25 protein-coding genes are annotated in these 20,966 nt (G+C 35.9%); 22 read left to right on the top strand and 3 right to left on the bottom strand.

Translation table 11 applies throughout. The annotated features are described in order from the left end of the window. Positions 1-81: 81 nt before the first annotated feature. The 12 genes from BDR01S_RS03080 to BDR01S_RS03030 all read left to right on the top strand — a co-directional run bounded on the left by BDR01S_RS03080 (position 82) and on the right by BDR01S_RS03030 (position 11,067). The gene (locus BDR01S_RS03080; protein ID WP_066256823.1) at positions 82-1,428 is read left to right on the top strand and encodes an aspartate aminotransferase family protein; all 1,347 of its coding nucleotides are present in this window, start codon (positions 82-84) and stop codon (positions 1,426-1,428) included. A gap of 5 nt (positions 1,429-1,433) precedes the next feature. Then, complete coding sequence (locus tag BDR01S_RS03075) at positions 1,434-2,126, top strand: CoA transferase subunit A (protein WP_066256819.1); 693 nt, start codon at positions 1,434-1,436, stop codon at positions 2,124-2,126. After that, positions 2,111-2,776, top strand: coding sequence for a 3-oxoacid CoA-transferase subunit B (locus BDR01S_RS03070; RefSeq protein WP_066256816.1), 666 nt, complete (start codon positions 2,111-2,113; stop codon positions 2,774-2,776). The genes BDR01S_RS03075 and BDR01S_RS03070 overlap by 16 nt, the downstream gene beginning before the upstream one ends. Before the next feature lie 45 nt (positions 2,777-2,821). Further along, positions 2,822-4,075 carry a peptidase gene (locus BDR01S_RS03065; RefSeq protein ID WP_066260211.1) on the top strand — a complete coding sequence of 418 codons (1,254 nt, stop codon included), beginning with the start codon at positions 2,822-2,824 and terminating at the stop codon, positions 4,073-4,075. A gap of 148 nt (positions 4,076-4,223) precedes the next feature. Continuing rightward, positions 4,224-5,078, top strand: coding sequence for a putative beta-lysine N-acetyltransferase (ablB, locus tag BDR01S_RS03060; protein ID WP_066256814.1), 855 nt, complete (start codon positions 4,224-4,226; stop codon positions 5,076-5,078). A gap of 65 nt (positions 5,079-5,143) precedes the next feature. Then, complete coding sequence (locus BDR01S_RS03055; RefSeq protein ID WP_066256811.1) at positions 5,144-6,544, top strand: sigma-54 interaction domain-containing protein; 1,401 nt, start codon at positions 5,144-5,146, stop codon at positions 6,542-6,544. A gap of 144 nt (positions 6,545-6,688) precedes the next feature. Then, complete coding sequence (gene kamA / locus BDR01S_RS03050) at positions 6,689-8,128, top strand: lysine 2,3-aminomutase (protein WP_066256808.1); 1,440 nt, start codon at positions 6,689-6,691, stop codon at positions 8,126-8,128. A gap of 11 nt (positions 8,129-8,139) precedes the next feature. Continuing rightward, positions 8,140-8,424, top strand: a complete 285-nt coding sequence (locus BDR01S_RS03045) for a YokU family protein (RefSeq protein WP_066256805.1) — start codon at positions 8,140-8,142, stop codon at positions 8,422-8,424. 138 nt (positions 8,425-8,562) lie between these two features. Further along, positions 8,563-8,787: a YozE family protein gene (locus tag BDR01S_RS03040; RefSeq protein ID WP_174523426.1), complete on the top strand. Its 225-nt coding sequence runs from the start codon at positions 8,563-8,565 to the stop codon at positions 8,785-8,787. 19 nt (positions 8,788-8,806) lie between these two features. Continuing rightward, positions 8,807-9,124: a YodN-related protein gene (locus tag BDR01S_RS26790; protein WP_082797286.1), complete on the top strand. Its 318-nt coding sequence runs from the start codon at positions 8,807-8,809 to the stop codon at positions 9,122-9,124. Continuing rightward, positions 9,066-10,541 (top strand): recombinase family protein, encoded by a 1,476-nt coding sequence (locus BDR01S_RS03035; RefSeq protein WP_066256801.1) that lies wholly within the window; start codon positions 9,066-9,068, stop codon positions 10,539-10,541. The genes BDR01S_RS26790 and BDR01S_RS03035 overlap by 59 nt, the downstream gene beginning before the upstream one ends. A gap of 178 nt (positions 10,542-10,719) precedes the next feature. Next, positions 10,720-11,067, top strand: coding sequence for a hypothetical protein (locus BDR01S_RS03030; protein ID WP_066256798.1), 348 nt, complete (start codon positions 10,720-10,722; stop codon positions 11,065-11,067). Between the two features lie 181 nt (positions 11,068-11,248). Here BDR01S_RS03030 and BDR01S_RS03025 read toward each other — a convergent pair whose 3' ends face one another. The 3 genes from BDR01S_RS03025 to BDR01S_RS03015 form a co-directional block, all read right to left on the bottom strand. Beyond that, positions 11,249-12,127, bottom strand: coding sequence for a DUF2971 domain-containing protein (locus BDR01S_RS03025; RefSeq protein ID WP_066256794.1), 879 nt, complete (start codon positions 12,125-12,127; stop codon positions 11,249-11,251). A gap of 282 nt (positions 12,128-12,409) precedes the next feature. Then, positions 12,410-13,306 (bottom strand): AbiTii domain-containing protein, encoded by an 897-nt coding sequence (locus BDR01S_RS03020; protein ID WP_066256791.1) that lies wholly within the window; start codon positions 13,304-13,306, stop codon positions 12,410-12,412. Between the two features lie 205 nt (positions 13,307-13,511). Then, a complete protein-coding gene (locus BDR01S_RS03015) occupies positions 13,512-14,216 on the bottom strand; it encodes a hypothetical protein (protein ID WP_066256789.1) in 705 nt (234 codons plus the stop codon). A 239-nt stretch (positions 14,217-14,455) separates the two neighbouring features. Here BDR01S_RS03015 and BDR01S_RS03010 point away from each other — a divergent pair, with 239 nt between their 5' ends. From BDR01S_RS03010 to BDR01S_RS02965, 10 genes are all read left to right on the top strand, one after another. Continuing rightward, positions 14,456-14,638, top strand: a complete 183-nt coding sequence (locus tag BDR01S_RS03010) for a hypothetical protein (protein WP_066256787.1) — start codon at positions 14,456-14,458, stop codon at positions 14,636-14,638. 229 nt (positions 14,639-14,867) lie between these two features. Then, complete coding sequence (locus BDR01S_RS03005; RefSeq protein ID WP_235846484.1) at positions 14,868-15,335, top strand: replication initiator protein A; 468 nt, start codon at positions 14,868-14,870, stop codon at positions 15,333-15,335. Positions 15,336-15,432: 97 nt separating this feature from the next. Next, positions 15,433-15,906 carry a hypothetical protein gene (locus BDR01S_RS03000; protein WP_066256782.1) on the top strand — a complete coding sequence of 158 codons (474 nt, stop codon included), beginning with the start codon at positions 15,433-15,435 and terminating at the stop codon, positions 15,904-15,906. Between the two features lie 387 nt (positions 15,907-16,293). Further along, the gene (locus BDR01S_RS02995) at positions 16,294-17,814 is read left to right on the top strand and encodes a phage major capsid protein (protein ID WP_066256777.1); all 1,521 of its coding nucleotides are present in this window, start codon (positions 16,294-16,296) and stop codon (positions 17,812-17,814) included. A gap of 92 nt (positions 17,815-17,906) precedes the next feature. Further along, on the top strand, positions 17,907-18,323 hold the full coding sequence (locus tag BDR01S_RS02990) for a phage major tail protein, TP901-1 family (RefSeq protein ID WP_066256774.1): 417 nt from the start codon (positions 17,907-17,909) through the stop codon (positions 18,321-18,323). Between the two features lie 75 nt (positions 18,324-18,398). Beyond that, positions 18,399-18,620: a hypothetical protein gene (locus BDR01S_RS02985; protein WP_066256770.1), complete on the top strand. Its 222-nt coding sequence runs from the start codon at positions 18,399-18,401 to the stop codon at positions 18,618-18,620. Positions 18,621-18,770: 150 nt separating this feature from the next. Beyond that, complete coding sequence (locus tag BDR01S_RS02980) at positions 18,771-19,301, top strand: P27 family phage terminase small subunit (protein WP_066256768.1); 531 nt, start codon at positions 18,771-18,773, stop codon at positions 19,299-19,301. After that, positions 19,291-19,557 (top strand): hypothetical protein, encoded by a 267-nt coding sequence (locus BDR01S_RS02975; protein ID WP_066256766.1) that lies wholly within the window; start codon positions 19,291-19,293, stop codon positions 19,555-19,557. Before BDR01S_RS02980 ends, BDR01S_RS02975 begins: the two co-directional genes overlap by 11 nt. Positions 19,558-19,772: 215 nt before the next feature. Continuing rightward, positions 19,773-20,750 (top strand): ABC-three component system protein, encoded by a 978-nt coding sequence (locus BDR01S_RS02970; RefSeq protein ID WP_066256763.1) that lies wholly within the window; start codon positions 19,773-19,775, stop codon positions 20,748-20,750. A gap of 16 nt (positions 20,751-20,766) precedes the next feature. Continuing rightward, entirely contained in the window at positions 20,767-20,964 is a 198-nt protein-coding gene (locus BDR01S_RS02965) for an ABC-three component system middle component 6 (protein WP_235846480.1), read from the top strand. The last annotated feature ends 2 nt before the right edge of the window (positions 20,965-20,966 follow it).

The following is a 20,966-nucleotide window of genomic DNA, read 5'->3' as shown; positions in this document are numbered from 1 at the left end:
ATAAATAACATGAAAGAAACAAATAAACCATTCATACAATTTCTATAAGGCCTGCCTAATTTAATAAGGAAGTGATTCCCAATGGATCATTCTTTTCTAATAAAACCAATGCTCGATGACATCTACCCTGTCATTGATTATGGCAAGGGAATTTATTTGTTTGATATGGATGGAAAAAGGTATTTAGATGGGTCTTCCGGTGCTGTAACTGCAAATATTGGCCACGGTGTAACAGAAATTATTGAAGCAATGAATGAACAAGCAAAAAAGGTTTCATTTGTGTATCGCTCACAATTTACGAGTGATGCTGCGGAAAGTTTAGCTGAAAAAATTGCTAATATGCTACCCGGAGATCTCAATTGGTGTTTTTTCGTCAACAGTGGTTCTGAAGCAACGGAAACAGCCATGAAAATGGCGATTCAATATTGGCAGGAAAAGGGTGTTCAAACGAAAACCAAGGTGTTATCAAGATGGGTGAGCTACCACGGGATTACCCTTGGAGCGCTTTCGATGTCAGGTCATCCTGGCAGGAGAGCAAGATTTGTACCACTTTTAGAGGATTTCCCAGTCATTAACCCCCCGTATTGCTACCGTTGCCCGTATAACCTCAAGGAAGCTAACTGTGGCTATTTATGTGCCCATGAGTTAGAAACAGCAATTAAGCGGATCGGAGCGGAGCAAATCGCCGCTTTTATCGCTGAACCAGTCATTGGCGCTGCTGGCGGAGCAATTGTCCCACCAAAAGATTACTACAAGGTCATTAAGAAAATATGTGAGGAAAATGACATCCTTTTTATCGCTGACGAAGTCATGACTGGCTGTGGCCGGACGGGCACAATGCTTGCTTGTGAACAGTGGGGGATCAGTCCTGATATTGTTGCCTTAGGAAAAGGAATGGGTGCAGGTTATGCGCCGATTGCAGCTGCAATTGCAACGGAAAAAGTCATCGAGCCGATCTTGGCGGGAACGAAGGTGGTTATGAGCGGACATACCTTAAGTGCCAATCCACAAGCCTGTGCGACGGCCTTGGCCGTTCTCAAGTATGTTGAACAAAATAATATTATTCATGAGGTGGAAGGTAAAGGAGCCTATTTACGATTACAGCTTGAAAAATTAAAATCTCTCTTCAAGTTTATTGGTGATGTCCGCGGGAAGGGGCTGTTACTTGGAATAGAATTTGTCCAAGATGCTGTATCAAAGACCCCATTTCCTAGAAACGCTTTAATTACCCAAAGAATTGTAGCACTCGCGAAGGAAAAAGGGCTGCTTGTGTACCCGGCTGGTGCCGGGATTGATGGAATAAACGGCGACTCAATTATTATTTCTCCTCCACTAACTATCAGTAAAAAAGAAATGGAGGAACTTGTTCATTTACTAAAAGAGACATTTAATGATTTTTCAAATCAACTGAATGATGGGAAGGGGTGAGGTAAATGGAAAATCCATTCGGAAAAATTACTACCTTAGCAGCTGTTATGGAATTTTTTCATGACGGGATGACATTGATGTTTGGTGGCTTTGGCGGGGTTGGTTCTCCTCCGGCATTAATTGATGGCATTCTTGAAAAGGGGGTGCGTGATCTTACTTTAATTGGAAACGACACAGGATTCCCGCATATTGGCATAGGGAAATTAGTGAGTCAGCAAAGGGCAGTGAAAGTGATTGCTTCTCATATAGGCTCCAACCCTTTCGCAGGCCAGTTCATGCATGAGGGAAAACTGGAGGTTGAGTTTTCGCCGCAGGGAATTTTAGCTGAAAGAATCCGTGCTGGCGGTGTTGGGCTGCCAGCCATTTTGTCAGATATCGGCATGGACAATGAACTGGTGGTGAAAGGTAAACCCTATTATTCTCTGGCGGATAAGAAATATCTTGTTGAAACGGCATTAACTGCTGAAGTGTCGATAGTGTATGCGAAAAAAGCCGATGCGTATGGGAATTTAATTTATGACAAAAGTGCCCGTAATACAAATCCGCTGGTTGCGATGGCAGGCGATATCACAATTGCGGAAGTTGAGGAAATTGTACAGCTTGGCAGTCTAGACCCCGATTCGATTATAACGCAAGGAGTGTTCGTGGATTATATCATTCCATCTAAGGGGGTGAACTGGAAATGGGCATGGCAGTAGATATTCGGAATCAAATGGCTAAAAGAGCGGCAGAGGAAATTCAAACGGGAATGGTTGTTAACCTGGGGATTGGAATCCCCTCACTCGTTCCCAATCATTTGCCAACAGAGACTATGGTAATGTTTCATGCCGAGAACGGCATTACTGGTATGGGACCAAGCCCAAGTATGGGAGAAGAAGATGAAAATTTATGTAATGCTGGAGGATTTCCAGTTACCCTGAACAAGGGTGGATCTTACTGTGATAGTGCGATTTCGTTTGGAATGATTCGCCGCGGCAGGGTGGATATTACGATTTTAGGGTCACTGCAGGTAAGTAAAAATGGCGATCTTGCTAACTGGATCGTCCCTGGAAAAAAGGTCCCGGGTATGGGCGGAGCGATGGAACTCGCTCAAAAAGCTAAAAAAGTCATTGTTGTCATGAATCATTGCGATAAACAAGGAAAGCCCAAAATTGTCAAATCATGTACGTTACCATTAACTTCAGCAGCCTGTGTCGATATAATTATCACCGATTTAGCTGTTTTCACGGTTAACGAAGAAGGGTTACTATTAACCGAATTGTTTGCCCCTTATAGTTTAGAAAATGTTGTTAACAAAACTGGCTGTAAATTCAAAATAAGGGAAACTGTTCGTATGATTCCGTACTAAGGTGAATCATTTTTTAAAGGAGTGAATCGTTTGGACACTAATGAAATGCGCATAAAACGATGGATAAAGGAGAATCGAGCGCGGGGAGCAAGATTGTTACAAATACTTGTCCGAGAAAATAGTACTCGCGGAAACGAAAGCAGTACACAAGCAATAATTATTGAAAAATGTCGGCAGTTAGGCCTAACTCTCGATATATGGGAAATCGGTGGTGACGAATTAAAATCCCATCCTGCCTATTGTTGTGATCGTCAAAGCTTCGGCGGGAATCCTAACCTCGTAGCCATTTTAAAGGGTACAGGAGGAGGTAAATCGATGATTTTAAATGGTCATATCGATGTGGTCCCAGTTGGGGATGAATTAAGCTGGAAACATGACCCATTTAGCGGGACCATAGAATGCGGCAAGCTTTATGGAAGAGGAGCCACCGATATGAAGGGTGGGAACGCAGCGCTGCTAATGGCGATTGAGTCATTAATAGCAAATGGTATTCAACTGAAAGGGGATGTGATTTTTCAAAGTGTGATAGAAGAAGAAAGCGGCGGGGCTGGCACCCTTGCAGCCGTCCTTAGAGGTTACCATGCAGACGGGGCCATTATTCCAGAACCAACCAATTTGAAAATATTCCCAAAGCAACAGGGATCGATGTGGTTCAGAATTATAGTAAAAGGTAAGGCGGCACACGGTGGAACAAGGTACAAAGGTGTAAGCGCCATTGAAAAAGCCCTATTAGTCATTCAAAATTTACAACAATTAGAGAAAGATAGAAATGCCAGAATTACAGACCCTCTCTTTGACAAAATCCCCATCCCGATACCAATTAATATTGGAAAGCTTACGAGCGGCGAATGGCCTTCTTCGGTGCCTGACACCGCCATTATTGAAGGGAGAATGGGAGTTTCTCCGGACGAAACGATTCAATCAGCACAGCTAGAGATGGATAAGTGTTTAAGTGAAATTGGTGAAGGAGATGAGTGGCTTAGGGAAAATCCGCTTAAATTAGAATGGTTTGGCGGCAGGTGGCTGCCAGGCAGTCTTGAAAATGACCATCCATTAATGAATGAATTAACAAAGAGTTTTATAGAAGTAAAGAGTGACCGTCCTATCATCGAGGCAAGCCCTTGGGGAACAGATGGCGGTATCCTTTCTACGCTTGGTAATACACCCGTTGTTATTTTCGGACCCGGGATTACAGAAACCGCACATGATGCCAATGAGCATATAGTCCTTGAAGATATGTTTATTGCAAGTGAGATCATTGCACTGACCTTATTAAAATGGTGTGAGGTAGCAGATTAATAATTGGTATTTTTTCGATTTATGATCAAAAGATTGGTATAATGTTGTTAAGGTGTTCGAATGGTGTATTGGAAATGTCTGGCTAATCTAGGCCAGACATTTTTTCACAGAATGCTAGAAATTATCGATAGACGCTGGGGTGAATTCAATGAACCAAACCGCATCCACTATTGTTCTAGAGGAGTCCAACTATTTCCTCGAAATATATCTTGATCCATTTAATAAGCGTATTCGTGTGGATGATTATCGTGGGAATACAAAATTGCTTATTGAGCGATCTGAAGAGCTCGCTGCAAAACAAAAGGCTGAAAAGTTAATTGTTAAGGTCCGCAGTGAAAATTTTCTTGATTTCTTAGAAAGAGGCTTTCAGCCGGAAGCAGTAGTCGATCGCTATTTTCTGGGTTCAGATGCTCATTTTTTTTCAAAGTTTTACACGGCGGAACGTAAGCAAAATGATCATTGGGTGACCGAAGACGGAATGATCCATAGTATCTACCAATTAGATACCTCGGTTCAGAAAGCTTATCCACCCAAGGAATATGAATTAAAAAAGGTTGACAAAAATTGCGCTGTGGAACTTGCGGCACTGTACCGGCAAGTGTTTCAAATTTATCCAACACCTTTGCATGATTCAGAGTATATAAAAAAGACAATCAAGGATGGGACCGTATATTACGCTTTTTTCCATCAAGGAAAAATCGTTAGTGCTGCTTCAGCCGAAGTTCATTCTTTTTATAAAAATGCAGAATTAACGGATTGTGCGACATTAACGGAACATCGGAAATATGGGTTAATGAAAATAATTCTTCAGGAACTTGAAGTTGAGTTGAAAAGGAAGGGCATCTTTTGTGCCTATTCCATTGCCAGGTCTTTATCCTTTGGAATGAATGCTGTTTTATTTCAACTGGGCTATTCGTATCGGGGCAGGCTGATGAACAATTGCTACATTTATGACAAGCTTGAAAATATGAATTTGTGGGTAAAGAATCTGGCAAACTGCTAAAATTTCGGCTTACCGTGCCAGTTTTTCGGCACCTTGTAAGATGTCAATGAAGGGCAGGTGAAGAAATGGTTCAGTTAACCGCTTTAACGCAAGAAGTTCTGACAGCTATTCTAAAAGGCATTGATGAAGGAATACATGTAGTTAACACGGCAGGGAAAACAATTTTTTATAATGAAGTAGCAGCAAAGCACGATGGGATGGATGTGAAGGAAGTGCAGGGAAAGTTTTTAATTGACGCATTTCCCTCCCTAACGGAAGACTCAAGTACCTTGCTGAAAGTAATCAAAACAGGAAAGCCGATTTACAATCAAACACAGGTTTATATGAATTTGCATGGGACAAGAATTGATACAATAAATACAACCCTGCCAATCTTTCTAGGGGAAGAAATCATTGGTGCTGTTGAAATTGCCAAAGATTATTCCCGGATGAAACTGCTGGCAGAACGACTATTAGATCTACAAAAAGGTTTGAATAAAAGCAGTAAAAAGAAGGCATTGAAGCAAGTTAACTATACTTTAAATGATTTGCTTACGAGGAGTACAGCCTTTCAAAGCATGAAAGACGAGGCTAAGAAGCTCGCAAAATCGGATTCCCCTATTCTCGTATACGGCGAGTCCGGGACAGGGAAAGAACTATTTGTTCAGGGAGTTCATCATGAATCCTACCGCTCATCTGAACCGTTTATTGCACAAAATTGTGCTGCCATCCCTGAAACACTGTTAGAAAGTATCCTGTTTGGCACGGCCAAAGGAAGCTATACAGGGGCAGTGGACCGCAAAGGTTTATTTGAATTGGCCGATGGCGGAACACTATTCCTTGATGAATTACATACGATGCCAATTGAATTACAAGCGAAGCTGTTGCGGGTATTGGAAGATGGAATGGTGAGGAGGGTCGGAAGTTCGCAAAGTATTTCTGTGAATGTGCGCGTCATTGCGGCAATGAATGTCATGCCAATCAAGGCCCTTCAAGAGCAAACGCTTCGTGCAGACCTTTACTATCGTTTAAATGTATTTTCCTTTTCACTTATCCCCTTAAGAGATCGAAAAGAGGATATTCTTTATTTAACAGATCATTTTATGAAGGATTTTAATAAAAAACTCTTTAAAAATATTAGCGGATATGAGAAGAAGCTTGAGCTTTTTCTTATCAATTATCAATGGCCTGGTAATGTAAGGGAACTTAAACATACGATTGAATACATGATGAATGTTTGTGAAAGAGAGCAGCTAATGTATGGAGATTTACCAAGCATGTTACGATGTCTTCCAGATACATCGCCAGCCATAAGTAATGGTTATCCTACCGAGAGTCTATCGTTAAGAAGAAATATCGAAGAACTAGAGAAAAAGCTTATCAGCAATGCCCTTGATTTATCAGAAGGGAACATTAACCAAGCAGCAAAGCTCTTAGAAATCCCCAGGCAAACCTTACAATATAAAATGAAAAAAATTGTGGACTAAGCAGCCGAGGATTCGGCACTTTTTTTTTTGAAAGAAGTTCTAAAATAACATAGATTTCATCAAAGAGTAGCCTCTAAGCCATTTTATAACATTGGCACACATCTTGCATATTATTTTAGTGAAGCAAGATGGGAGGAATTTACAATGAAGCAATTTTTATATAAACCAAAAAGGCATTGGAAGGATATTGAGCTTTGGAAAGATGTTACTTCGGAGCAGTGGAATGATTGGCTATGGCAGCTAACCAATACAATCCGGACCTTAGAAGATTTAAAAAAGGTGATACATTTAACACCCGATGAAGAGGAGGGGGTAAGAATATCAACGAAAACGATCCCCTTAAATATCACACCTTATTATGCTTCGTTAATGAACCCTGACGATCCTCGTTGTCCAATCAGAATGCAGTCTGTGCCTATATCGAAGGAGATTTATAAAACAAAATATGACCTTGAGGACCCATTATATGAGGATGAGGATTCACCCGTCCCCGGGTTAACGCACCGCTATCCGGACCGTGTTCTCTTCCTTGTTACCAATCAATGTTCGATGTATTGCCGCTACTGTACAAGGCGGCGTTTTTCAGGGCAAATTGGCATGGGGGTTCCCAAAAAACAGCTTGATGCAGCTATTTCCTATATTAGGCAAACTCCTCAGGTAAGAGATGTTTTAATCTCAGGCGGTGACGGGTTGCTGATTAATGATAATATTTTGGAATATATTCTTAAAAACCTGCGGGAAATTGACCACGTGGAAATTATTCGGATAGGGACAAGGGCACCTGTTGTATTCCCACAGCGAATTACTGAAAACCTTTGTAATATCTTGAAAAAATATCATCCAATCTGGCTGAATACTCATTTTAATACTTCAATTGAAATAACTGAGGACTCAAAACGGGCCTGCGAAATGCTTGCCAATGCTGGTGTTCCGATTGGTAACCAGTCGGTTATTCTTGCAGGAATCAATGACAGTGTGCCAATTATGAAAAAACTCATGCATGACCTTGTCAAAATCCGCGTCCGACCATATTACATTTATCAATGTGATTTATCCGAAGGAATTGGACATTTTAGGGCCCCTGTTTCAAAAGGATTGGAAATTATCGAGGGACTTCGCGGACATACCTCAGGTTATGCGGTTCCGACCTTTGTCGTCGATGCACCTGGTGGCGGCGGTAAAATTGCTCTACAGCCGAATTACCTCATCTCGCAAAGTCCGGGAAAAGTAGTCTTGCGAAACTTTGAAGGGGTCATTACTTCTTATCCGGAACCAGAAAATTATGTTCCGGGAAGAGCGGAGGGTTATTTTCAAGAGGTATACCCTGATATGGACAAGAAAAGGTCGCTTACAGGAATCTCAGGGATTATGAATGATCAACACTTTAACCTTGTTCCTGAAGGGTTAACTCGGCTAAATCGTCGCAAAGATTTCAACCAAGACCCTGAACATACTACATTAAAGGATAAGCGTGGCAAACGCGATGAGCTAAAGGATAAGAAATTTAAAGCACTCACGCAGAAGAAAGTAGTAGGTCAGAAACCTGCAAACGAAGGCACATCAGCCGAAACGATGAAGGATTAGGAGGAGTGTCATTGAAAATATTATGTGAGTGGTGTGAAAGCAAAAATGTTGAAAGAATAACAAGCTCAGTTTTTTGGGAACTCCCGGATGGGACGCGAGCGATTGAAATCAGTGAAACTCCCACCTTTTCCTGCCCTGATTGTGGGATGATTTATCAAAGCGAACCAATTGTAAAAGAGATAGAGAATCAGTTATATTTAATTGATTGTAAACCGCTTGGAAAAGTAGTCAGCTTCGAAGAGTTAATGGCTATTCCAAGGTTATTAAAGAAAAATTATTTTGATTTTTCATCATAATAAAAGCAGCCTACGATGTTAGGCTGCTTTTGAAAATGGCGGAATCGATAAACTCTGGACTCATTCTTTCGTATCCTTTATAGTATTCCATATAAATACTATCCGAGTAAATATGGATGAGAAAGGCGTTTATCTATGATTAAATCTTTTTATCATTTTTTAATGAAATATAGGCATCCTGCCCCAAAGGATGCTATAAGTGTCTTTGCTAATCATGCCTTTTTAGATCATAGTTTTCCTAAAGTCTCCGAGGACTATCATGAGTTAAGTACATATCTAGAATTGAATGGTCATTATTTAGAATCAATGTCAGTTTTTGATGAAGCATGGCAGCAATATATTCTAACTGAAAGCAAAATATAAAAAGGTAATCGTCTCTGAAATGAGGCGATTTTTTCATTTTACAATTCTCATGCGCTTTTATTTAAACGGCGCATATACTATTGTAATCAAAATTCACGACTTATTATTGAGAGGATGGGAGGAAATGGGAAATAGAAAAAAACCGAAGTATAAGATCGGTGATACGGTCGTGATTACTATTTATGGAACTGTTGGCAAGATAACAGATATTAAAATTCTATTTTTATTCGGTAAAAATTATGTTATCATTCTTATACCTACACTAGGAGTGATACAAAATGGCACTAGCCGCAATCTATCTCAGATTATCAAGAAACGAGCAAGAGTTAGATATTGATGAAATTCTAAACAGTCACCGAAATGCTCTTATTAAACTTGCTAAACAACACAAATTAACTTATGACCTTTACCAAGAAATATCAAGTGGTGTAAACACTGAAAGACCCCAATTGAATTTGCTTTTAAGTAAGTTAGACCAATATGATCATCTTCTTGTTATGGACATAGATCGAATTTCTCGTGAAAATGCTTATGCTGAACAAATTAAACAGATGTTGATTCTCAATGACGTTAAAATATTAACTCCATCTGGTGCAATTGATTTGTCACAAGAAAGCAATGAGATGCTTTTCTCATTCCAAGCAATGATGGCAAACTTTGAGTACAAACAGATTCGTAAGCGATTAGGAAGAGGACGATTAGCTGCAGCAGAACAAGGGCGTTGGACAATGAGTAACAAAGCCCCATTAGGATATGAAAAAGACAAAAATCAAAGACTTATTATAGTTGAAGAAGAAGCAAAAATAATTAGACATATCTTTCAAAAGACACTAGAACGAGTTAGTGCAAATGAAATAGCCAGACAATTAGATACATTAGGTTGGAGAAGTAGAAGCGGAAAAGTACTAACAACTTCTCATATTTCTTCTGCTAGAAAAAATGTTGTGTATCGTGGGGTTGTACAAGCTTGTAGACGAGTCAATAACAGAATAGTTGATGAAGTATTCGTCGAAGATGCTCATGAGGCAATTATTCCAAAACAACAATGGTTAGAAGTACAAAAGATTTTAGAAGAGAACAAAGATAAAAAGTTCTTTGATAAAAAGAAAGCGAATAGAAGGCTTCAAAATCTAATTTATTGTAATTGCTGTGGAAGAAAGAGATACATTCAATATGACGGTAAACAAGACTTTATAAAAAGTTGTAGTTACAAAATAAGTAATAATACATGTAAAGACAGAGGACACAAGTATCTTCCAGTTGAGGATTATGTATTGCAAAAGGTAAAAAGGAGGAAAGAAGAATTTGAGACAGCTCTTCAAAAGTTGAAATCATTAGATACAACTGATGTAGAAAATCAATTTTCAATTCAACGAGAATCATTAGTAAAGCAATTAGAAAAGTTTGAAAGAAGAGAGAGGAACTTAAAAGAAATGAGAATGGATGGAGAAATAAGCAAAACAGAGTTTGTTGAAATGAAAGAAGAAAATGGTGAGCAAATCAAACAAATTCTACAACAAATTGAGCTTATTGAAATTCAACGAGAAAACTTAAGCAACACTGATGAAGAACAAGAGAGATTAGAATATAACATTCAAACATTAGATAAGCTAGATGAGCTTGAACCAGAAGACTGCAATACTTTCTTAAAAACATTCATAAAAAAGATACATTTTTCTTCAAATGCGATTGCAAATCATAATACAAGAAATGGGGAAGAACAAGAAGTCACAATAGAAATTGCATGGCTTTAGGACAGCTCAACAAGGTCACAGAATGAGCGTGGTTAAATATGATTTGAGGGATAATATTAAATTATTATCTCTCTTTTTTTACCTTAAAATGAAAAAAATTTATGATTTTGCTTTACGTTCGTTATAAAGACCATATACTACCCTCGTAAGAAAAAAATAATTTACGGAGGTTATACATATGGAAAAACAAATGTCTGCTAAACTTAATACTTTAGGTGAAAATTGGATGTCACAACTTAATGAGAGAGAAGAAGGAATTATGCACCTATTACTTCAAGTTGGAACAAATTCACGAGCCGAAACATATATAACAGGAAATACAAAAATCTTTATGAGAAACGTAAAATCTTTTATTAAGAAGAACAAGATTCAAGGACCAACTCAAACTTTTCAACCTACATTAAGTGAAGTTTTACGCACAATTAAGAAGTTAGAGAAAATCGGCATGATGAAAATTGATAAAGAGGGACTCCCAAAATGGGGATATCAAGATTTTGATAAAATAATTGCTATGATTAATCAATGATCGAGCTTAGTCTCGGTCTTTTTTATTATAAAATCAATATTTTATTTAACTTCAAATGAAAAGCCACCCCCTTAAAAGGAGTGGCAAACAAGGTAACTGTAATTGTCAGTAAAAAAATGCCTTATTATAATAGAACCTAACAATTTGAGAAGTTAAACATCGTTAGAAACGAAAATCCTTGTTAATCCGTTTTCGAAGGGAAAGTTGGTTCACAATTTCGGATAAATAAGTCATAACTATTTGGCGTTCTGCATATCTCCTTAAACAAGACATTACTATGATTGCCATCATCAATGGCTTTTCGAATTACCTCTCGATCGGTTTCATTACAATTTAAACCAAAGATAACTTCAGAGATTCTTCCTTCCAATGGATACAAGCCATATGTTTCTTTTACTCCACGCCATTCACTCTCGTACATCCAATCATTTGTTTTTGTTCTAAGTGCTGTTTGTAAAGATGGATCATTAAACCCAATTTCAAGTGTATTATAGTTAGCATACATTTTGACAACGCTAATATAGCCTTTTAAATTAATTTCAGGGGTTTCACCAGGAGGAACATAATTGATTGGTTGATAAGCTCCGTCTGGAAAATCACTAATTCCAATAGCAATTCCTTTATGATTATCCCCATAGTGCGACCACATCAACGTATTTAAAGGATTTTCGCTAAGACTTAGTATCCCCACATTTCGAATCATAAGGTCAATAGAATCTAAAAATCCCTCAGCATTTGACAGCCTTCTTCCCCTCTGTTGATAAAAACTAACCATAAATCTATATTTTCGATCAAATCCTTTAAGTGTTTCAAGTCTCTTCAAAAGTCTTCGTTTTTCAGGATCGTCCTTTTGCATTGATAAACCCGTAATAAATCCTGAAAGTTGACTTTCTTTAGTCTTTTTTATAAAGTCTTCTGCCCCATGTGAGGTAATTTCCTTCACGAGTCCCTCATTAGGATCATTTAAGCTAGGTATACTCGCATACCAAATTTTATTATCTAACAGTATGTTTTTAGTGTTTTCATTTAAACTTCGATATTTATATAGCGTTTTACTCATTTCATATCTCGCCTACCCTACGTTTTTATCTAGAAATTAATTTCAACCTATACTATCAATAATCCTTTAAAATAATAATATTTTTTAATAAAATATTTTGGCCTGTTTCCAGTCAATATCTATGTTAAATGCAAAGGGTAAATAAAATTCTCATTTTATACCTTGATAAGAAACATTAGGAAACTTTTAAAGTGGTTGAATGTTTAATTAATGCTGATATGACGAGTGGAGATTAATAAAGGAACAAAAACAGATCGAACATCTTAATGCTCGATCTGTTTCTTAATTCGGAATGCCGAAGTAACTTGCTACTGCTTTCAACGTTAAGTCAATAACTCCGTCAGTAGCCTTTTCTTTTATAGATTCCAGCCATTTTTTTGTTTTAGGCCCAATTCCCCTGCCCGGTTCTTCTTCGTCTTCTGTTATCGATTCTTCTAATTTGTTAATATCCCTTTCAGTTATTCCTAAGGAAGTTAATGTCTTAATTAAACTCTCTAAATCATTTTGGACAATATTTTGTTGAATCCTAATATCATTTCCTTGTCCGCTATAAATAACTGAACTATCTCCATAAACATGGTAATGGAAAATTGCTTGAGCTCTGTCAGTAGGGATTTTAGGAAGCTTTTCATCTGTTGCAGTTAAATTTGGAAACTCATTCTGTAACTCTAAAACAAAACTTAAAAGTCTATTTCTAACTGTATCTAAAAGTTCAATAAGAGCTGAAATAGGAAATTCCTTGCGAGCAGATATGCATTGCATATCTTGGTATACTCCACTAAACCAGGGTACTGCTAAATCTACAGGTATTGGTGCTGAAAGGCTAAGATTTGTTTTATCTTCAACAATACTTTCATAAGCCCTAATCCCTTGAGACAAAGGAACTTCTCTCAACTTATCTCTATGTTCTTTGGGTAAATGACTTATAGGGATTTCAGCATTATTCACCATTGTTCCAAAACTTCCTGAGAAATTTCCTTTAATTATAACTGTGGTGCATCTTCTATAATCGGGAAGGTCTTCTAATTTATCTTGATAGCCATTTAACTCAAGTTCCACCCAATTTTTAAAATCTTCTAAATTCAAACGATACGCTAAAACTTTAGCTCTTCTAAGTGCAGTTGAAATACTTACATTAGGGTCAATTACATCATTTTGTAATTGGGTAATTAGGTCCACTATTTAATCTTTCCTTTCTCCAAAGGCCTTTTTAACAATCTTCTCATTATTCATAAAAAAAATAAAGAATGGTTTTAGTGTTTGGTATTAATAAAATCCTTATTTTATATTGGGTTTAGATTCTTTTGATCATAAGAAAAGACCACTTGATTGTGGTCAGAGTTCTTATTCTTCTTCAGCTAAAGCATTAGTTAATAAATATATTTTATGGTGTATCACCTACACCTATTGTTAAGCCAATCACTTGATATTGATCGCCTTCTAAATAATTATAAACAACAACAAATTTACCGTCTGAGCCTGAAAATAATTCAGAAACTTTTTGACTTTTATATTCCATCACTTTTCTAGGCACACCTATATCTTGTACATCTATGTATTCACGAATTAATTTAGAGTCAGAGGGTATGTACTTTTTTGTTACTTCCATTGATTTATCCATAGTCCAAGATGGTTCAGAAGTCATTTCAAATTGTAATTTAATGTTATATGCTCGTTTATTTAGAAACATTACTAAGATATAGTCATTTGAAAAACGTGAAATCATTCCTTCTCCAAGGTCTTTACCATATTCATTTATAAATGAATCTTTAGTATCTCCTAATCCAACTAAAGGGGCAATTGTATTGGAATTACTAACAGTGGAGTTTTTATCTTTTTCCTCTGCATTTTCAATCGCTGAAGTTTTAGGAGGGGTAATTTTAGTCGTCTTTTCTGAGTTATTTTCATTTGACTTCTGTTCATTTTCTGCATTCTTATTTTCAATTGCTAAATTCTCTTTATTTATTTCTTTTTTCTGTTCGCTCTTATAGTAGTCAGGTTCATCTAAAATTTCTGTTTCACTTGAACATCCAAGTAAGGCAGTGATACAAAAAACAAATAATAAACTTATTTTAAACTTTTTTTGCATTTCCAGACCTCTTTCTATTAATTTACATATAATTATTGTTCGAGAATATTCAATATTTCTCCTTCTAAATATCTATTTAGTTTAATTTTTTATTACTTAAACTTTTCAGCCTAGTTAGTTGAATAAAGGTATAAAATTCTCATATTAATACAAAAAAGTTTTCTGATTTGATTTACGTATTTGATGGAGCAGATACAAATGTATCGTGAGAGAAATAAATTATTCGGAGGAACTTAATTATGGAATATAACTACAATGAATTTACTCGTTCATTAATTAAAACTACGGTTAAACAGATGACTCAAATCAGTCGATACCAGAAAGCTCTTGGTTGGACTGAAAAACAAGTGGTCGAAAACTTGATTGCTGGAGCACGCAAAATCCTAGCGCTAGCTGAACAACTTGAAGAAGAACCGAAATAACTGCTTTCTTTTTTTACTGATTCAAAGGTGTTTCATTTTGGGAAATTAAGTCAAATTTTATTGGTTGTTTCATTTGAAATTAAGTTGTTCCATTTTGAAATTAAGTTGTTCCAAAATTGGACTCTATCAATACTAATATCAATACTAAATATCAAAACTATTTATTGCACGAATAAAACAAGTTTCTTCATGCAAGAGAAATAATATGGAGGAAATTAAAGTGGAAAATATGAAAGATAAGTTTATTAAAATACCAAAAAATATTTACAACCATTCTGAGATTCGAGAGTTAGATGGGGACTACATTTTCTATTATTGTTGGCTCTTAGATTTCTTACAGTACTCAAAAAAGAATCCGGACTATCAAGAAAATGGTCTTCCATATGTCATCTTCACTGAGGAAGAGGCATTGAAATTTTGTAATATAAAAAAGGGGAAGTTATATCGAATCAAACCGAAATTAAGAAGTCTTGGACTAATTGATTATAAAGAGCAACGTTCCAAAAAACAGGGTGTCAGCACTCCAATCTTCGTAACTGAATTTGACTTATGGGAAAAGAACAAGCAGTACTTAATAAATAAAAATTCAGGAAACAAAGTTAAGCAGCCAATTGAATCTGTTCATGGATTTGGAAGTAGAGAAACCGTCGGATCAATGTATGAAACTAAAACAGTGAAGATTGCTAAAGTCATATGAGTCATCGAAAGAAGGCATATTTTTTTGAAATCTCCTTTACGTTTTTGATGGACTGTATATAATAACAAAAATATTTAATAACTTGGAGGAAACTAACATGGCTTACTATTCATACAAACTGAAAGATGAAGATACAGGATTTGGTCAAAATCTTGACTGGAGAATCAATTGGAATGAGAATCTTCAGAAAGAACGAACTCAAGAAGAAAAGGAAATAAAAAGAAGAATGTCTAAATTTCAACAACAACAGAAATTGGAAACTGAAGAATTTATCAAGCCATTTCTAATGCATCCAATTTCAGAAGAAATCATTGAACAATTCAGAAAGATCGAACCTACAAATCGTAAGAGAGTTGACCCGGCTTATATCTTGGACAAGCAATTAGATATTATAGCTATGGTCGAATCTAAGAATCTTATTGGAAAATGGATTTTTGAAAATGGTCATAGCAAGAAAGAACTTGGTAGAACAACAGTTTTTGAGTACATCAGAAATAAATGGGAATACAAGAATACGCTCTATTTTGTTGAAGGAAAAAACTATGAAGAATTTATAAAGAAAATTGCTTAAGAAAGCAAACTGAACGTATGTTTGTTTATATTATTAATAGAGAGGTGTTTACTCCGAGCACCTCCTTTTCAGTAATTCTTTAATTTTGTAGTTGAGAGTTAGTGTTTCTTTTATTGCTTTTGATGCCTTAGCTAAGTAATCAAACCCTTTGATTTGAGAGTTGGTTACTCCTATTTCCAACTCTCCTCTTCTTTTTAAAACAAAATACTAAATGGGGCTACTATAAAGTAGCTACTAAATATATGGAACTACAGAATGAGTTCTATCTTGCCTATCGATTTTTTCTTTTTGGAAAGGCGTATCCTTCGGGGTACGTCTTTTTCTTTTTGACATTTTTCAGGTTTGCTTCGTGAAGCAAGCTCATTTTATACGGGGGTGAAAGAGATTATGAAAATGGAATTACGTGTTGCAAATACAAAGCTGGATGCTAATCAGGACAGCACTATGAATGTAAGTGGCTATGTGAATAAAACGGAACAACTGAGTGAGGTCTTGGGTGGTACTAAACAATTTGTTGAAAAAATTGCTAAAGGTACTTTTGCCCATGCAATTAAGAATGCAAAAGAAGTCAGCTTCTTAGCAGAACATGATTCGAAAAAAATCTTAGCTTCTACTAGAAATGGAAGCTTACAACTTCGAGAAGACGGTCAAGGTTTGTACATTGAAGCAACCATCGTTCCTACAAGTTATGGAACAGATGCTTATGAACTAATCAAATCTGGAATTTTTCAGAACATGAGTTTTGGTTTTCGTACAATTCGTGAATCATGGAAAGCTCTTGGTAATGGTCTCCATGAGAGAACTATTGAAGAGATGGAATTGTTTGAAGTCTCTGTTGTAAAAAATCCTGCATATAGCCAATCAACTATCGCAGCTCGTGGTATCAACTTGATTGAAAAAGTTGAGATTCCGAGTTTAGCAGAAAACAAAAAAGAAGAGGAGAAACACAAAATGGAAAAGACAGAATTTAGATATGGTAACAACAAGAACGAGGGAGAACTTAGTAAAGAAACAGAAATTCGTGAGTTCAACAATAGCTTCCGTGACTTGCAAAAGACTTCTGGAAATGAAGCGTTGATTCCTCAAACTGTGGCCGACATCATAGTTGAAAAGTTAGAAGAAACTTCTCCGGTTTTTGCTCGTGCTAGAAAAATTCCATCTGCAAGTGGTTCAGTAAAGATTCCAAGAGAAACAGCTGTTGGAGTTGGTATGTTCGTTGGAGAAGCACAGAACTTATCTGAGGAAGCTATGTCTTTAGGAGAGGTTGCTTTAAATCAAAAACGTGCTGGAGCATACATTGCTCTTACTAATCAATTAATTAACGATGCCGCAACTAACATGGTTGAATATGTTCCGAACTTACTTGCGAAGCGTACTTTTAAAGCAATTGAAAAATCAATTCTTCGAGGTACTGCTGCGGAGGAATTTCGTGGAATTGTTCCAGATACAACGATTGGCAAGTTTGATTTGTCTTTGGCTGCTACAAATGATCAGCTATTAGAAGTGTTGTTAGACATGGTTCTTAACGTACACCCTGAATATCTACAAAAGTCTCAATTCATTATGGCCAGTCCATTCTACAATCGAGTTGCTAAATTGCGTGACTCTTCAGGTCATTTTTATGTGCAGAATGGAATAGTTAATGGCAAACCAAATTACACTTTATTTGGCTTGGAAGTAGTTATTACTGATTCTTTAGAAGCTGGTGATACAATCGGACAAACTCCTGTTGTCCTTGGAAGTTTAGTGGATGGGTATGCAGTAATGGTTAAACAAGGTCCGAAAATGACTATGGTACAAGATACTGATCATGCTCTTCGTGGTTCAGTTGGTTTCCTGTTTGATGTTTATCTTGATGGTGCAGTTTACAATCCAGACGCTTTAACTAAGTTAACAGTGATTGCTTAACTATGATTATTTATGTGAAATATTTCACAAAGTTTCAGAGTAGATTATTCTGCTCTCTTTTTTATTTTCAATAAAAGAATGAGGTAGTATAAATGGCTGGAAAAATATCTGGGATGAAATGCAAAGTTTATATTGAAGAAGCTTCAACAGGAAAGATACTCGCAGGACAACGTAATGCAACTCTTTCTCGTTCTGCTGAATCAATTGATGCAACATCAAAAGACACAGAAGGATTCTGGAAAGAACCTGTCGCTGGATTTAAAGAGTGGAGCTTGGATTGTGACGGTGCATTTGTTCAAGATGATGCTGCTTACAATATATTAGAAACTAAATTCATTAATAGTGAGAATGTAAACGTATATATTGAGTTACCTTCTGGCACTAAATATAAGGGCAATACAACTATTACTGATTTTTCATTAGAGATGCCATATGACGATTTAGTAACGTACAGTATTTCTCTTCAAGGTAGTGGGGCACTAACTGTCGAAGAAGTAGCACCATTTTAATTAAATATATGAGGACTAAGAGTGAATGCTTTTAGTTCTTCTTATTTCATTATTATATAGAAAGGAGATAATCAAATGGGTGAGAAGTTGTTCTATTTAAAGCAGATTCGTGAAGATATAGGTGAAGAGCAATTTAGATTTGCTGCTGCTGCTATTGTTGCTAATCACTTTACTGATCTAATGAAATGTAAAGATAAGAAGCTCGATAGAATGAAGTTGTTAGATCGTGTGAATCTTACTCTCTGTGACATGAGTTGCTCCGAAGTAAGCTATGGATTTGTTAGAAGTTACTACTAAGTGTTTAAGTTGATTGATTCTAACCACCAAGACATACCGCCTACCTTTTTTGAAAAAAAGCTTAACTACCATTTAATAACTAGGAGAGTATAAATTTTACTACGTGTACATTTTGAGACCTCCAGTGAAAATAACTGAAAGGGAGATTAGATGAATATTAAACCGGCTCATCTTAAAAAAGATTCAAATCCATTTAGACAAAAGCAAAATGAACAGAACAAAAAAGAAATGAAAGAACAATTCAAATCAGTTGATTTATCTAAGCCACAATATTTCCACTTACGCAATGAACTTGTCTACCATCTTCTAATTGCAAACCTTGAGAAACTTTCCTTAAATGTTCACCTCAAAGAAATCGATTCATTTGCTTTGGTATCCCTTGCTAACACAATTGATTTGCTAAGTGAAGTTGAAAGAGACTTACAAAAGTATGGAACAACTACGATTGGAAAAGACAAAGATGGAATGAAGAAAGTCATTGCTAGCCCGCTAGTTTCAATGCGAAATACGACTCTAAGTACTTTGAATCAGCAATTGAAACAACTTCAATTAGATCCTCAAACTAGACAGTTGCTCACAAGTTCTGTTCTCAATGACGTAAACATGTTTGAGTTCGACGTGGATTCTTTAGAAGAGGATAAAGATATTCAAGCCCTAATTTTGAAAGCTATTGGTAAGTGATATGATGCAGCAATATTTGATGAATGCTAGTCAAGGTAAGTATACAAAAGAACAAGCAATGAAGATTTTGATGAATGAACCGACAATCTTTCTAGAACCTTTGCCATTTACCATATTTAAACATGACTCAGGATTAAATTTAAGTCTCCACGATTATGCGACAGTAATTATGAAACAAGCTAAACAGAAACAAAATCAAAAGATGTTCCGACTTGCTAAAGATGCTTGCGAAATTGGAAGAAATCTGGATATTTGATTTCTAAACATTTCATTTTTATTATAGGAAATCATTTAATTGAAGTAATTTCTGAAAATCTGGAGTAGGCTGAAAAATAGCAGAAATAATTGGCTTAAAGTTATTAAATAGTAGATAGTACTCCAAATGTTGCAAAGTTTTCCAATATCCTCTTCAAAAAATCTAGATTTATAGTAAAATAGGATAAAAGTTTGTTGTAAGCAGAGGAGAAGCTTATGAATAGGGATTTCTATTTTTCTTATATATCAGAAAAGATTGAACTTTTATCTTCTAGAATTAAGAGCATGGGGAAATTGAATATATTAAACCTTAATATTCATGCAGAATTCTTTTATAGAGACTTATGTAATTTAGTGTATGGATTTAATTTCCAAAATGCAAATGTAGAGAAACAAAATATTGCTGCAATTGATTTGCTTGATAAGAACAAAAAAATATTGATTCAAGTCTCTTCTACATGCACAAAGGAAAAAATCAACAGCACTCTTTCTAAAGATAACTTAGAAGAGTATCAGAAAAATGGTTATAGTCTAAAGTTTCTCTTCTTTTCTGATGCTAAGAATTTAAGAACCAAAGTGTTTGATAATAAATACAATATTAAATTCAATCCGCAGATAGATATTTGGGATAAAGACACTATTTTAAACGATATCTTAGAATGTACAGCCGATAAGCAAAGAGAAATATATGAATTAGTTATGGCAGAACTTGGAGAGAAACCAAACCCATCTAAAATATCTTCAAATTTAGCTGACATAATAAAGACGCTTTCTGAGGAAGATTTGGATTCACCTCCAGAGGTAAATAATTTACACGAATACAATATTGATTTGAAAATACAATTTAACAATCTAAAAAAAGTAAAAAGGATTATAAATCAATACAAAATATACTATTCAAAAATAAACGGGATATATACTGAATATGACAAGCAAGGTAAAAATAAAAGCCTGTCAGTTTTTAATAAGCTTTCACGTTTCTACACTGAAGAATTAATTGACGATGATTCTAATGAGAGTCAGAAGTTTTTCAACATAATTAATAAAACGGTCACACACATTAGGAAAAGTGACAATTACAACGACTTACCAGATGAAGAGCTTGAACAGTGTGTCTCGATAATAGTTGTTGATGCATTTATAAGGTGTAAAGTATTTGAGAATCCGGAGGGGTATAACCATGTTATTGCCTAGAGATGTAAATCCTGACTTGAGTATATACTACAACGGATCACTTATCTTACAACAACTTATTAAACAGGATAATGTAGGTATCATTAACTTATATAAAAGTGTGAAGAGTGAAAGTGGCATGTCCTTGTCTACTTATATGCTTTCTTTAGACTGGCTCTTTTTATCAGATATTGCAGTTGTTACTGAAAGTGGTGAAGTTAAGCTATGTTCATAAAG

The organism is Neobacillus drentensis NBRC 102427, assembly GCF_001591445.1.
GTDB classification, from domain to species: Bacteria; Bacillota; Bacilli; order Bacillales; family Cytobacillaceae; genus Neobacillus; species Neobacillus drentensis.
Note: the sequence above shows the minus strand (reverse complement) of the source record. Positions and strands in the feature narration are given on the sequence as shown.